At 44.1% G+C, this 12,686-nt stretch carries 16 protein-coding genes; 10 read left to right on the top strand and 6 right to left on the bottom strand.

The annotated features are described in order from the left end of the window. Positions 1-211: 211 nt before the first annotated feature. On the top strand, positions 212-352 hold the full coding sequence (locus ACFE90_RS29010) for a hypothetical protein (RefSeq protein WP_375505837.1): 141 nt from the start codon (positions 212-214) through the stop codon (positions 350-352). 403 nt (positions 353-755) lie between these two features. On the opposite strand, the gene ACFE90_RS29005 is transcribed toward ACFE90_RS29010, so the two are convergent. Beyond that, positions 756-1,445: a Crp/Fnr family transcriptional regulator gene (locus ACFE90_RS29005; RefSeq protein ID WP_375505836.1), complete on the bottom strand. Its 690-nt coding sequence runs from the start codon at positions 1,443-1,445 to the stop codon at positions 756-758. 242 nt (positions 1,446-1,687) lie between these two features. Here ACFE90_RS29005 and ACFE90_RS29000 point away from each other — a divergent pair, with 242 nt between their 5' ends. After that, positions 1,688-2,311: a chemotaxis protein CheB gene (locus tag ACFE90_RS29000; RefSeq protein ID WP_375505835.1), complete on the top strand. Its 624-nt coding sequence runs from the start codon at positions 1,688-1,690 to the stop codon at positions 2,309-2,311. Between the two features lie 101 nt (positions 2,312-2,412). Here the strand turns inward: ACFE90_RS29000 and ACFE90_RS28995 are convergent, their stop codons facing one another. Beyond that, positions 2,413-2,535: a hypothetical protein gene (locus tag ACFE90_RS28995; RefSeq protein WP_375505838.1), complete on the bottom strand. Its 123-nt coding sequence runs from the start codon at positions 2,533-2,535 to the stop codon at positions 2,413-2,415. Positions 2,536-2,607: 72 nt separating this feature from the next. Between ACFE90_RS28995 and ACFE90_RS28990 the strand changes: the two genes are divergently transcribed. Both ACFE90_RS28990 and ACFE90_RS28985 read left to right on the top strand, forming a co-directional pair. Beyond that, positions 2,608-2,781, top strand: a complete 174-nt coding sequence (locus ACFE90_RS28990; protein WP_375505834.1) for a hypothetical protein — start codon at positions 2,608-2,610, stop codon at positions 2,779-2,781. A 158-nt stretch (positions 2,782-2,939) separates the two neighbouring features. Next, positions 2,940-4,217: an APC family permease gene (locus tag ACFE90_RS28985; protein WP_375505833.1), complete on the top strand. Its 1,278-nt coding sequence runs from the start codon at positions 2,940-2,942 to the stop codon at positions 4,215-4,217. 84 nt (positions 4,218-4,301) lie between these two features. Here ACFE90_RS28985 and ACFE90_RS28980 read toward each other — a convergent pair whose 3' ends face one another. After that, positions 4,302-4,433: a hypothetical protein gene (locus tag ACFE90_RS28980; RefSeq protein ID WP_334822480.1), complete on the bottom strand. Its 132-nt coding sequence runs from the start codon at positions 4,431-4,433 to the stop codon at positions 4,302-4,304. Here ACFE90_RS28980 and ACFE90_RS28975 point away from each other — a divergent pair. Together ACFE90_RS28975 and ACFE90_RS28970 are read left to right on the top strand one after the other, a co-directional pair. Then, positions 4,432-4,674: a DUF433 domain-containing protein gene (locus ACFE90_RS28975; protein WP_334822483.1), complete on the top strand. Its 243-nt coding sequence runs from the start codon at positions 4,432-4,434 to the stop codon at positions 4,672-4,674. The genes ACFE90_RS28980 and ACFE90_RS28975 overlap by 2 nt on opposite strands. After that, complete coding sequence (locus tag ACFE90_RS28970; protein ID WP_375505832.1) at positions 4,640-4,921, top strand: DUF5615 family PIN-like protein; 282 nt, start codon at positions 4,640-4,642, stop codon at positions 4,919-4,921. The genes ACFE90_RS28975 and ACFE90_RS28970 overlap by 35 nt, the downstream gene beginning before the upstream one ends. 158 nt (positions 4,922-5,079) lie before the next feature. On the opposite strand, the gene ACFE90_RS28965 is transcribed toward ACFE90_RS28970, so the two are convergent. Further along, positions 5,080-6,360, bottom strand: a complete 1,281-nt coding sequence (locus tag ACFE90_RS28965; protein WP_375505831.1) for a VWA domain-containing protein — start codon at positions 6,358-6,360, stop codon at positions 5,080-5,082. A gap of 12 nt (positions 6,361-6,372) precedes the next feature. Continuing rightward, positions 6,373-7,629 carry a VWA domain-containing protein gene (locus tag ACFE90_RS28960; RefSeq protein ID WP_375505830.1) on the bottom strand — a complete coding sequence of 419 codons (1,257 nt, stop codon included), beginning with the start codon at positions 7,627-7,629 and terminating at the stop codon, positions 6,373-6,375. Between the two features lie 238 nt (positions 7,630-7,867). Here ACFE90_RS28960 and ACFE90_RS28955 point away from each other — a divergent pair, with 238 nt between their 5' ends. The 3 genes from ACFE90_RS28955 (at position 7,868) to ACFE90_RS28945 (ending at position 10,124) form a co-directional block, all read left to right on the top strand. Further along, positions 7,868-8,530 carry an ATP-dependent Clp protease proteolytic subunit gene (locus ACFE90_RS28955; protein WP_375505829.1) on the top strand — a complete coding sequence of 221 codons (663 nt, stop codon included), beginning with the start codon at positions 7,868-7,870 and terminating at the stop codon, positions 8,528-8,530. 160 nt (positions 8,531-8,690) lie between these two features. Then, entirely contained in the window at positions 8,691-9,302 is a 612-nt protein-coding gene (locus ACFE90_RS28950; protein WP_292867827.1) for an ATP-dependent Clp protease proteolytic subunit, read from the top strand. Between the two features lie 195 nt (positions 9,303-9,497). Next, a complete protein-coding gene (locus ACFE90_RS28945) occupies positions 9,498-10,124 on the top strand; it encodes a DnaJ domain-containing protein (RefSeq protein WP_375505828.1) in 627 nt (208 codons plus the stop codon). Between the two features lie 238 nt (positions 10,125-10,362). Here the strand turns inward: ACFE90_RS28945 and ACFE90_RS28940 are convergent, their stop codons facing one another. Beyond that, positions 10,363-11,562, bottom strand: coding sequence for a PLP-dependent aminotransferase family protein (locus ACFE90_RS28940; RefSeq protein WP_375505827.1), 1,200 nt, complete (start codon positions 11,560-11,562; stop codon positions 10,363-10,365). Positions 11,563-11,849: 287 nt separating this feature from the next. Here ACFE90_RS28940 and ACFE90_RS28935 point away from each other — a divergent pair, with 287 nt between their 5' ends. Continuing rightward, positions 11,850-12,647, top strand: a complete 798-nt coding sequence (locus ACFE90_RS28935; protein ID WP_375505826.1) for a basic amino acid ABC transporter substrate-binding protein — start codon at positions 11,850-11,852, stop codon at positions 12,645-12,647. Positions 12,648-12,686 lie beyond the last annotated feature (39 nt).

Below are 12,686 nucleotides of genomic sequence, written 5' to 3'. Positions count from 1 at the left end.
CTTTCTCAAACCCCAGTTTGCTTTCTGATTTCGGTAGATTTAGCAAGCAAAAAGAGATATTGCTTTCTCAAACCCCAGTTTGCTTGTTTATTTAAGTAATTCACGCATTGATTTTGGTGTATGGTTGAGCCGAAAGCTTGCGATCGCCTTGCTGCAATTTCGCCTCGGCTAACTAAGTTTGACGATACTTCGCTGAGTTCATCAAGTTTTAGTGTTTTCCGCTTGGTATATCGTTAAGCCGAAAGCTTGCGATGTCTACAACGGGCTACGCTTACGCGATCGCTTCACTCAGCAAGAATGTTTCACCAGCTTACTGCTGATGCTGGCTTATTGGTTAAATATAAGCGATTGACAAGGCTTTGAAGCGATGAATCAGACATTGAAAACTAAGGCTAAACACATTGATCGAACCACAACTACTCCATTGAATGCACAAGTAAGACCAATTCTCTAAAATAAGGCAACAAATGTAAGCAGGGATTCCCTTGCTGCATCTAAATTTCTCAATTGCGTTAGCGCAGCGCTAGCGAGTCCGCGAGCGTCATTGCGTAGCTTGCTTCTCGCCTTTGGCGAGTATTGCGAATTGCGAATTGGTATAAGACTTACGCATCAGTAACGAAAAATCAAGGGTTTGGGTTGGGCATTGGTCATTGGGGAGGCAGTTGCTAGACCCCAAGTGGAGCAACTGCCGTCATTGGGCATGGAAAATTCACCGATGCCCTTCGTGTGGAGATCCAAAGATGGAGCCAATAACCTTATTTGCCGTTAAGCAAACGGTCAAACTCCGCTCTGACGATTTGGTAACACTCGCAAGTGATATCTTCTAGACCTGAGCGGTCAATGATAGTCATTTGCCCGCGAGTATAGTTGATTAGCCCCGCCTTTTGAAGAATAGAAGCACTAAGGCTAACAGTGGAGCGATTCACACCTAGCATTGTGCTGAGAAATTCTTGAGTGAGTGAAAAAGTGTCTGTCTGTACTCGATCAGCAGTCATCAGCAGCCAACGGCACATTCGCTCTTCTATTGAGTGCAGGCGGTTACAGGCAGCTGATTGGGCAATTTGATTAAACAGCGCTTGCGTGTATCGTTGTAGCAGGTTGTGCAACGGACTACTTGCGGTGACATGAGTTTTAAATGCATCTACTCTCATCCTGAAGCCAGAGCCAGCAACTTGCATAAAACACTCGCCCGGAATCCTATCGGCTCCCAGGAATACTGGAAGACCCACCATTCCTTCATTGCCCACCGTAGCCACTTCGATTGCCGAACCGTCCGTCATAACTGTGAGCATAGAGGCTACACCATCGTTGAGGAAATAGACGTACTCAATTGGTTGGTTACGTAGGTAAAGTTCTTGCTTAAACTCTAGGGGGATAAGCTTCATATAAGCAACAAGACGAGAGTATTCCTCAGAGGGTAGAGCAGCTAGAAGTTGGTTTTCCACAAGTGCAGGATATTTGAAACACAGATAGCAAAAGGCTGTTTAAGTCAGTCTTATATCTATTAAATAAGTGGCAGTAATCAAAAACCTCTGACAAAAGATTTATCTGTTATAAACAGCTTATGTTCGCTACAGAACATATACAATATATATGTTAGATGTCCAACATAGCAGGATGACTTGTGAAGCTGCTACAGCACTAATTAAACGATCGCTACTGAGCGCTAAACATTCCCAAAGAAAAAATGGCGTTACAACAACGACACCGAATTCTGTCACACTTCCCTAATATTGCCTACAACATAGTGGTGATCGGAGCTTCTGCGGGCGGGCAAAAGCCAATCATCCAAATTTTGTCGGCTTTACCAGCAGATTTCCCGGCGGCGATTATTGTAGTTCAGCACATGAATCCTCTCTACCCTAGTCGTCTGGCACATATCCTCAGCCGCTACACAGCTTTGCAAGTAGAGCAGGCAAAATCAGGGGAGATAATACGTCCAGGGACAGTTTACACTTATGTTCCAGATCGGCACTTAGTAGTCGGTGCTAACGGTAAGCTGTCTCTATTAGAGTCGCCAAAGATGAACTTTGTTCGCCCCTCAGTGGATAAACTATTCATGTCGGTAGGACTTAATTACGGAATTCGAGGGATTGCTGTTGTCCTAAGTGGCTTTGGCAGAGATGGTGCTTTAGGAGTGATGGCAATGAAAAAGTATGGCGGCACGACGATTGCTCAAGATGAAACTACTTCGGAGTACTTCGATATGCCTAAAGCTGCTATTGACACCGGGAAAGTAGATTTTGTTCTGACTCCAGAGGCGATTGCCAAGAGCTTGAGTAGCCTGGTAATGATGGAATTAGTATCTTAAAAATTCAAAATTCAAAATTCAAAATTGAAGAGAGTTTCAGACGGGGATTTAAACCCCGACTGAAACTGAACTACGTGTTGACGTTGCGGGTCTTAAACCCTTTAATTTACGAGAAAGGGTAATTTATTAATTAAATCGGTAGTTTTGGCTGCTGTTTGCAGCATTGTGGCTGCACCAGTGCGTAGACGCGTAGCGGCTTGTCGTAAGACATCGCCTTGTTGCAATTTCGTCTCGGCTAACTAAGTTTGACGATACTTCGCTGAGTTCATCAAGTTTTAGTGTTTTCCGCAAGTAAAATGGCATTCGACTTACTAAATTGGCTTGTTTGCTGCGGAGCTTTTGGTTGTGAGCGATCGCTCTATATTAAAATAATCTGGATTTCCGTTACTCGGTGCATTGGTTTGATTGGCTTTTCAATGGCGATCAGTATCCATCTGCGTGAAATTAGGATGCCTGAAGCTGATGTCTAAAGCCATTACTACGTACCTTTTTGGCGCGATATTGGTTCAAGTAGCTGTACACGGTAGTAGCGTGTAAGGACAGAGAATAGTCTAACAACATTGATCAGCTTGATTATCTGCGTACTAGTCAACGACTATAAGACTATCTATTCCTAAAGAGGTTACAGGTGTCAAGCAAAAAAATAGGTTTTTGGTCTGTGTGGGCATTGGGTGTAGGAGGCATTGTCGGTGGACTTTTTCCAGCGCTGGGAGTTGCAATCCAAATAGCTGATGCAGGCGCACCACTAGCATTTGTTATAGCAGGGACAATAGCTTTGATAACTACTTATGCTTATGCCAAACTTTCGGTAGCTCATCCATGTCGAGGCGGGACAGTAACCTTCTTAAACCAGGCTTTTGGTCTAGGGCTGTTTAGTGGGACACTGAATCTTCTATTATGGTTTAGCTATGTAGTAATGCTTTCCTTTTACTTGCAGGCTTTTGGTAGTTATGGAGTTAGCCTGTTCACAACATCTACTCAACCTATTTGGAAGCACTTACTGATTAGCTTGGCAATTTTAGGCACAACAGGACTAAATCTACTAACTGCCAATTATATTGGGAAATCTCAAATCTGGATTGTCAGCTTCAAACTGGGAATTTTGATACTGTTCATTATTATGGGGAGCAGTCATATCGACATTTCCCGTCTACAACCAGTCTCAGTGTCGTCGCTACAGTCAATTTTCGCAGGAGCAATGGTGATCTTCTTGTCTTATAAAGGCTTTGAGCTAATCGCCAATGCAGCAGAGGATCTTGTCAATCCCAAGCATACTTTGCCACGAGTTTATTACTCTGTAATCGGGTTCGTTATTTTGCTTTACGTTTTAATAGCACTCGTCACATTGGGAGCAGAACCAATAGAACAGATTTTGGCAGCAAAAGACTATGCTTTGGCTGAGGTTGCCAAACCAATTATGGGGCAATTGGGATCTGTTTTGATTACTATTGCTGCTCTGCTGTCAACTCTCTCGGCTAGTAACGCAACACTGTACGGTTCAGCTCGTTTTAGCTCTGTTATTGCTAAAACTAGGGGGTTTGACTCTGGCAGCCAAATAAATGGCTATAACCAATCTTCAATTGGCTTATTTATTACTAGTGGTATTACTCTGATAATTGCCAATTTATTTGACATAAATCGGATCTCAACGATGGGTAGTGCTGGATTTCTCCTAATATTTGCTGCGGTTAATTTAGCTAATGCTCGTATGCATCGTTATACGAAAAGCAAGCAGTGGATTTCATTTCTAGGTGCTGGAATATGTTTGGTGGCACTAGGAATGTTAATTTGGTTTGCTTTGCAAACAGATCCACAAACCGTCTGGGTTTTAATATTGATGGTAGGAGTAGCCATAGGTATCGAAGTAATCTACTACCTGTCAAACAACCGACAGATGCACCTTTGAAGAAGCTTTAAAGAATTAAAGCTTCTTACGACTCACGGAATCCACCTCGAGGTGCAGCAAGTTCAAGTTTAATTTCGTCAACGTTTACGAAGTTGCAATCCAGCAGCGATCGCTCATTGTCGGATTGACCATAATTTTTTGGCTATCTGCTAAGTTTCCTTGTTGGAGGGTGTGAAAAGGACGATAATTTTTGTAAGGAGCTAGGGTTACTGCCATGAAATTAGATCGCATCACCAGCAATCCCAATCGTATGAATGGACAACCCTCTATTCGTAATCTTCGCCTTACCGTTCGTCGGGTGATTGAGTTATTAGCTACCTACTCTAATCGAGAAGAACTACGCCAGGAGTTTCCCGAATTAGAAGATGAAGATATTCAACAAGCCTTAATTTTTGCATCGTCCTACTTGGATGATCGCATCATTGAACTACCTAACCGCTATGAAACTGTTGCTTGATCAGGGATTACCATTCTCTGCGGCAGCATTGCTCCGTGATTCAGGTATCGATACCATCCATGTGGGTGAGATTGAGATGTCTGAAGCTGAAGATGGAGAAATCATACAGAGAGCTAGAGAAGAGAGACGTGTTGTTGCTACACTCGATGCAGATTTTCATACATTGCTGGCGCTTGATGAAGCAACTACTCCTTCTGTCATTCGCATTCGGATTGAAAGGTTACGTGCTCAAGCATTAGCAAAGTAGTCTCTGTCATACAAATTCATGCGCTGACCTACTTGACATTGCTAGCTAACTAGTTATTAAACGGATTTTTTATGGATATCAAATAGAGTTTAATATACCCATTTTTAAATTGAAAATACTGTACACGCTCACTGTTAATCAGCAACGCCGAATTTTTACTATTCTTGTAAAACAGTCTTTGATACAATCCTAGTTTTCTTAAGGTCTGCTTCAGAAAGTTCTTCCCCAGCTTGCAGGCGAGTGGCGGAAGTTTGCAACACTGTCGCTGCCCCTTTATCTCCAATTTGTAAAGCAGTTTTGGCAGCTGTTTGCAGCATAGTAGCTGCACCAGTGCGATCGCCTTGTTGCAATTTCGCCTCGGCTAACTGGGTTTGGCGATACTTCGCTAATGTTAAAATAGACTGCTGCACCTGCGGATTAGAATCTGGTTGATACGCCCGCACCACATCTGCATACACTGGCACGAGGGGCGAAAGTAAATCTTGTTCATTAACCAACGGGTCATCATAACGGATTTGCAGATGAGCGATCGCTTGCTTCCGTTCTGACAATTGTCCCAGATAAATGTTCGCCAGAACTACCCGTTCTACATCCTGCATCAAATCTCCCAAACGTACAGCAAAGCTACCATCAGTTTCGGGTTCCACTGCTAACTCGATTGTGTCTGGGGCAACTTGAGCAATGGGTTTCAATTCTGCTAGTCTGACATTGGGCACTAGAGATAACAGCAAGTAGGCATTAGTTAACCCAATCGATTTAATCCGCCCAAACAGTCGGCTAAATTGCTCCACAGCTTGTTCAGGATGTTCAATATGGGCTAAAGTTCCACCACCGACATCGGCAATGTTTTCTAGCAAATCCTGATTCCAGCTATTACCAAATCCGAAAGTATTGATAGTTAGGTTTAGCTTGGCAGCCTTTTGCGCCAATTTAAGACAGCGCTTGTTGTCATCTCGCCCAATATCCCACTTCCAAATTCGTAAACTGCTTTCACCATGCCCATCCGTCAGCAGAAACGCTTGGGAAACAGCGCCTCTTGTACCCTTCATCAGTTCTGTAATTCCCAATTCCAAACCATCAGCGATCGCAGTACCGCCGCTAGCAGTCAGTTTGCTTTTTATTTGAGATTTGATGCTTTCGGGGTCTTTGATCGCTTGGTTGGGGATAATGACTTCCGCAGTACCGGAAAAAGCTACAACTGAGATGCGATCACCTACTTTCAACCGATCGATTAATCTTTCTACTGCCTGGATCACCGTTTTAATTGGTTGTCCATGCATGGAACCACTTCTATCCAAAATCAAGCAGAGATTAAGGGGCAGATTTTGATCGGACTCACCAGCGATTGCCGAAATTGTAATTGCTAGTTGACGTTGGCTACTTGTTTGAGCCACATCAACATTATTGTCATTTAACGCCGAGAGCAATTTAACTTTCATCTAAACCTGAGTTTACTGGGGAGGAGTATCTTGCAAAACTGTTTTGGAGACAATTCTGGTTTTCTTGCGATCGCTTTCGGATAAATCTCCACCAGATTGTAGTTGGGTGGCAGAAGTTTGCAACACCGTCGCTGCACTAGTATCTCCCATTTGCAAAGCAGTTTTCGCAGCCGTTTGTAACATCGTCGCCGCACCAGAGCGATCGCCCTGTTGCAATTTCGTTTCGGCTAGCTGGGTTTGGCGATACTTAGCTAATGCTAAAATAGAGTGTTGCACCTGTGGATTTGGGTCTGCTTGATAATTTTTCACTACATGTGCATAAACTGGGATATTTGGTGTAACTAAACCTACCTTATTGGTGGCTGGGTCATCGTAGCGGACTTGCACATTAGCGATCGCTTGTTCACCCGTTGGCAATTGTCCCAAATAAATATTAGCTAAGATTACCCGTTCTGCATCTTTCATTAAATCTCCCAACCGCACAGCGAAACGTCCATCAGCTTCTTGTTGCAGTGGTAACTCAATTGTGTCTGGGGAAACTTGGGCCACAGGTTTAAGTTCTGCTAGCCGAACATTGGGCATCAAGGAGAATAACAGATAAGCATTAGTCAATCCCACGGTTTGAATACGGCTAAACAGGCGATTAAACTCTTCCACTGCCTGTTCGGGTTTTTGAATATAAGATAAAGTACCTAAGCCAGCATCAGCAATTTTTTCTAAAACATCTTGGTTCCAGTTATCACCAAATCCCAAAGTGTTCAAAGTCAAACTATAGCTAGCAGCCAATTGAGCGAATTTTAAACAGCGATTATTATCACCGTGTTCATTTTCACCGTCGGTTAATAAAAAAGCTTGGGAAACAGTATCTTTTTTGCCCTTTGCCAACTCCTCAATGCCTAAGCGCAGTCCTTCGTCAATCGCAGTTCCACCATCGGCGGCGAGGCGATTAATTTGCTGTTTGATTTTTTCTGGATCTTCGACACTTTGATTGGGTACTAAGACTTTGGCACGGTGATCAAAAACTACAACACTGAGGCGATCGCCATTTTTTAGTCTATCTACCAGACGATTCGCTGCTTTTTTGACCGTTTCTAGCGATCGCCCGTTCATCGAACCACTATGATCGAGAATTAAGCATAAATTCAGGGGTACATGGCGGTCTTTAGTCTCTGCGATCGCCGAAATTGAAATTCCCAACTGACGTTGACTGTTCAGTTGATTTGCGTCCAAATTACCATCATTCAAGGCAGGCTGCAAATTAACCTTCATAACTCAAAGTCCCTATTCAGGATATACATACTAAAAAATAACTTCAAAGCACCACTTTAGCTCTACGGAAAACCTATCCAACACAAATACACTAATATAATCAGAATATCTTAGAAGCCAAGCATTGGCAGATGCGAAGCCGCCTTTAGCATTAGGGAGAAATCCGCACCTTAAGGAAGGCTGGCATCGCGCTAGGATGTATTACAGTTAACGGCATAGTTTCAGGCGATCAGTTGCTATGGACATTTCCCCAATCAAGGCTGTTCAAGCCCCATATTACGGCGATAACTTTTACCGGACACCACCGCCAGATTTACCTTCCCTCTTATTGAAGGAGCGAATTGTCTATATTGGGATGCCTTTGGTGCCTGCTGTCACGGAATTAATCGTGGCCGAATTGCTGTTTTTGCAATCTGACGACCCCGAAAAACCGATTAAAATCTATATCAACTCCACCGGCACTTCCGGTTACAGTGGCGAACCCATTGGCTTTGAAACCGAAGCCTTCGCCATTTATGACACCATGAAATATATCAAGCCTCCGATCCACACTATCTGCGTCGGTTCCGCGATGGGTATGTCAGCGATGCTCCTTAGTGCTGGTACAAAAGGTTGCCGCGCTAGTTTGCCTCACTCCTCGATTATCCTGCATCAGCCCAAGAGCTACGCCCAAGGTCAAGCAACGGATATTCAAATTCGCGCCAGGGAAGTTTTGGTAAATAAAGGGGCGTTAGTTGATATCTTGCATCGCACCACCGGACAACCTCCAGAAAAAATTACTAAAGACATGGATCGACTGTTATATTTAACACCTTACGAAGCAAAGGAATACGGGCTTATTGACCGAGTTTTTGAGAAAGAAGAACTCGCCAATCCCCCACTCCCTGCCAGTGTCCTTTAATTTGTCCTTTGTCCTACCCTGCGGGAAGCCGCTGGCGCGTCTATGTCATTCGTCCTTTGTCCTTTGTTAATAACCAAAAATTATTAATGTTAATGACCAATGAGCAATGACCAATGACCAATGACTAATAACTAATGACTAATTAAAAACGGAGTAAATTATGCCTATAGGCGTTCCTAAAGTTCCTTACCGGATGCCCGGAGGACAATATACAGATTGGATTAGCATCTATGATCGCCTTTACCGGGAACGGATTATATTCTTGGGGCGAGATATTGATGATGAAATTGCCAATCAAATTATTGCTGTAATGCTGTATCTGGATTCAGACGATCCAGGTAAAGATATTTATTTATACATCAATTCCCCCGGTGGGATGGTTACATCTGGCATGGCTATTTTTGATACCATGCAACATATAAAATCAGATGTAGTGACTATTTGCGTAGGTTTAGCAGCTTCAATGGGATCTTTCCTGCTGGCTGCTGGCACCAAAGGCAAACGGTTAGCATTGCCTCACTCACGGATTATGATTCACCAGCCTTCAGGTGGCACCCGTGGACAAGCAACCGATATCGAAATTGAAGCTAGAGAGATTCTGCGGATTCGTCACCAGCTCAATGGCATTTATGCCGATAAAACAGGTCAGACCATAGAAAAAATTGAAAAAGATATGGATCGTGACTTTTTCATGTCTGCCGAAGAAGCAAAACAATACGGTTTAATTGACCGTGTGATTGAAGACCGAACCTCGATAGTAACAGGGGAGTAGGAAGGCAGGGGGCAGGGGGCAGGGAGCAGGTGGAGAATAATTAATTGCCCAATGCCCAATGCCCAATGCCCTTTTATGAACAAACTGTAAACATTGAACTTTAAAAAGGCAAATTAGCCCTTATTATTAATAGTTCAGGCGTGAAGCAGATAGCTAATAGCCTCTTGCTGGATATTCGATAGCTCATAGCTCAAGATGGATCTTGGAGATTGCTACCGTTTACTAGGTTTGAGATCGGGAGCTTCTTTTGCTGATATCAAAGCGTCTTACCGACGATTGGCGCAGCAATATCATCCCGATATCAACCCGGATGACAACAAAGCCAAAGATAAGTTTATTGCGTTGACAGAGGCGTACAAACTCCTGCTGACTGTGGTACTGCCAGAGGAAACTGTGGCACATTCAACTCAGGTGTCAACATCTGGTGTGCGTGGTGAGGCTAAGGCAACGCATAGGCAGAAAACACCAGTAACAACGGTGACAAGCCAAGAACCAGGGAAACCAAAGCCGCCTAATGTGCTGGAAATAGAAGAACGGCTCAAGTGGAAAACTTATGAGCAATTGCAGCGATTTTTGCAAGAAAGACGATTTCCGCAAGCGATCGCCCTAGCGGAAGCTTTAGCAGATCGTTTATCAACAGATGCAGAAGTTCGTCAATGGCTAGCGATCGCCTATCAAATTTGGGGACGGGCGCTAATTTCCCAAAACCAGCTACTCAAAGCCAGAATTTATCTCAAAAAAGCTCTAAAGACAGATCCCCATAATAAAAGTCTCTGGTATGAAGTGCAGCGAGATTTCCAACGATTAGAACAAATTTTTTAAAAATTTACAAAATTTATTGAAAATCAAAATCCCGTTTCCCGGTTCTAAAAAGGAAATGGTCTTGATTGGCCTGCTCCCACTGAGACAGGAGGAGGGAGCCTGACAAAAAGCATTCCCAGTCTGAGACAGGGAACGAGGTATCAGTGAAAAAGCAGGGGAGAAAAAAGCAGAGATGCTTTCGCCCACAAACAAGAGGCGAGGCTTGTGCCTTTCCCCCTGCCCCCTGCCCCCTGAAGAATTACCGCCATTCGCGCAACACTGCTCCTAATGTAGCGATTCCCTCAACAATCTTCTGAGTTGGCTGAAAGCTAAAAGCTAATCTGATAGCATCATCCCCCTGTCCATTAGTGTAGCAGCGAGTCCCTGGCAGAAAACTGATGCCGTGTTCACTGGCAGCTATTAGGAGTGCTTTAGCGCTAATGTCTGAGGGCAATTTACACCAAACGAAGAAGCCGCCATCGGGACGCAAAGCAACTACATCACTGGGAAACTCTTGAGCGATCGCTTCTAACAACAAATTGCACTTATGCTTGTAGCAGGCAATTAATTCCTGAATGTGATTATCTAGTTTGCCTGTGGCACAATAGCGGGCGACCACATGGCTGACAAATGGTCCTACAGGCCCCTCACTTTTGAACATTGCCAGCCGCTGAATAATCGTTGGATCGCCACAAGCCCATCCCAACCTTATACCAGGCGCAATGATTTTCGAGAAGGTACTCACATATAATACCCACCCCTCCTTGTCGAGAGTTGCCAGGGGAGGCACTGTTTCTCCTTGGAAGCGCAAATCGCTATAAGCATCGTCTTCCACCACCAGCACGCCATATTCAGCCGCTAACGCTACCAGTTTTTGACGGCGAAATAACGGCATAGTAGTGCCTGTGGGATTGTGAAAGGTGGGGATGGTGTAAATAAACCGGGGCCGGATGCCCTGCTTCTTCAAGTCGCTCAATGTTTCTTCTAGGGCATCTACATCCATCCCCAACTCATCCACAGGAATGGAAATTATGCGTGCGCCAGCCTGGACAAATCTAACAACTACTCCCAGGAAGGTTGGCCCTTCCACAATTACCACATCACCAGGTTCGACAAACACATCTGGTAGCAAGCCCAGAATCTGGCCAGAACCATAGCCAATGATCAGGCGATCGCGATCGGTAGTGATTCCTTTAGCCTGCAAGCGCAGGATAATTTGCTCGTATAGTTGAGATGAAGGTGGGCCGTAATTGAGAGCGATCGGAGCCTCTTGTGCCAGCACAGCAGCACTTGCAGCAGCCAAGTGAGTGTGAGGAAAAAGAATTGGGTCAGCTAGACCATAGGTAAAGCTGACAGTGGCGATTTTGGTTAACTCTGTACTGTAAGTTGGTGGTGCGATGTTTCTAGCTCGTTCGGCGAACAAATCAGCAATTCGGTAAGCAGGGGTAGTGGCAGCCATAAAAAGTTCAAAATTGAAAGTCAAAATAGAGAACACACAAGAAGGCAATTAGCGAAAAGTCAGATCGGAGGAAGCCTTCGATCTGTTAGCGCAGCGTTACAGTTAGCGATAGCGCAGCGTCGGAACGAGCCTCCGCAGGAGCATCACTTTTCAAGAGAGTGGGGGTATTAAACTTTCGTTAGTCGCCCAGAATTCATGGTGGATTCTGGCTGCTGAAGGATGTATTCTTCCTTATAACATGATGACAAGTATCCTGAATATTGACTGATAGAACGGAATTACTGACAGTGAAATTAATTAACCTCAAGTGGCAGCAGCTAATTCTAAGCTTAGGCTGTCTGCTACTGATTATTGCCTGTAAAAGTTACTATTCCACTACTAACCCAGATGCTAAACTTCTCAAGGTTGCTACAGACCCTACGTTTATCCCTTTTGAAATCCAAAGGGCTAGCGGGAACTTGGAAGGTTTTGATATTGATTTGATGAATGCAATCGCTAAAGTAGCAGGTTTTGCAGTCCAGTTTGAAAGTCTGCCCTTTGATGGCATGATCTCAACTTTGCAAGCCAAAAGAGTCGATGCAGCAATTAGCGGAATCACCATTACCGCCGAACGCCTGAAAACAATTGCTTTTTCACGACCTTATTTTAAAGCCGGACTAGCGATCGCTGTCCGCGAAGACAATCAAAATATTAAAGACTTCAATAGTCTCAAAGGTAAAAAAATCGCTGTACAAATTGGTTCCACTGGGGCAGATTTTGCCAAAACCATCCCCAACGCCAAAATTAGTACTTTTAGTTCTGGGCCAGAATTTTTCCAAGACTTACTCAATGGCAATGTTGATGCTGTGGTTAGCGATGCTTTCGCAACTTTGTATGCGATTAAAAATGGCAAACTCCAAGGCATCAGAGTTGTTGCCGACTTGCTCACCCAAGAATACTACGGGATTGCTACGCCTAAAGACTCCCCTCATATAGATGTAATTAACGAAGGTATAGCGACTTTGTTATCCAATGGCACTTACAAGCAAATTTATCTAAAATGGTTTAACCTTGACCCTCCGCAATTGCCAGATTCTTGGGAATAAGGCATTGGGCATTGGGCATTGCTTCTTTCTCCCTCATCC

It is taken from the genome of uncultured Nostoc sp. (assembly GCF_964245445.1).
Classification (GTDB): domain Bacteria; phylum Cyanobacteriota; class Cyanobacteriia; order Cyanobacteriales; family Nostocaceae; genus Nostoc.
Note: the sequence above shows the minus strand (reverse complement) of the source record. Positions and strands in the feature narration are given on the sequence as shown.